Consider the following 832-nt stretch of genomic DNA (forward strand, 5'->3'; position numbering starts at 1 on the left):
ATTGAAGAGCTCCATGACCACTGTGAGGTACTGCCAGCCGCTATCGGTCCACAAGTAGGTCAGATCGCTCGTCCAGACTTCAAACGGCATATCCGGGTAGAAGTCCTGATCCAGGAAATTCGGTGCTATGGGCTCCTTATGGTTCGAGTCCGTCGTCACTTTGAACTTTCTGGCGCACCTTGCCCGGATGCCCATTTCCCGCATCAGTCGGGCTACCCGGGGCCGGCTGCATTTGATGCCTCGCTTCCCCAAATCCAGCGCTATCCTGGGGCTCCCATAGGTCTCGTGGCTCTCTTTATGGATATCCTTGATAGCGGTCATGATTCTCGCGTTCTCTTCGGTTCTGGAGCTTTTAGGTCGCCGTGCCCAGGCATAATACCCGCTGAAAGTGACGTCAAGAACCCGGCACATCGTCCTGACAGCAAAGACATTCTTGTGTTCATTGATAAAGCTATAAATCAATGATTTTACCTTGAGAACACGGCGAGTGCTTTTTTTAATATCTCTCGTTCTTCCGTTACTATCTTCAATTCCCGCTCAAGCTTACGGAGCTTTTCAGTCTCAGAATCCTTCGGGTTACCTGTCCCGGGAAAAGCGCCGTCCTTCTCGGTCAGGTACTTGCTCCGCCACCGGTAAAGAACGTATGGATTGATCCCGAGATCATCGGCGACTTCCTTCGCAGTCCTGTCGCCCTTGAGGGTCAGCTCGACGGCATCCATTTTAAACTGCTTGTCGTACTGACGACGGGGTGTTTGCTGTGCCATAATTCATATCTCCTGTTTTTGAGGAATATATGGCTTCTTTGAGTGTCCATAATAATGTAGCACCTCCA

2 protein-coding genes are annotated in these 832 nt (G+C 50.8%); both read right to left on the reverse strand.

Annotation, left to right across the window (positions count from 1 at the left end):
• Positions 1–462: IS3 family transposase (locus EKD02_RS09890; protein ID WP_148102980.1), on the reverse strand; the 462-nt coding region annotated here is incomplete at its 3' end.
• A 5-nt stretch (positions 463–467) separates the two neighbouring features.
• Positions 468–764, reverse strand: coding sequence for a transposase (locus EKD02_RS09895; RefSeq protein WP_011358545.1), 297 nt, complete (start codon positions 762–764; stop codon positions 468–470).
• Positions 765–832 lie beyond the last annotated feature (68 nt).

This window comes from Chlorobium phaeovibrioides, from assembly GCF_003968655.1.
GTDB lineage: Bacteria > Bacteroidota > Chlorobiia > Chlorobiales > Chlorobiaceae > Chlorobium > Chlorobium phaeovibrioides.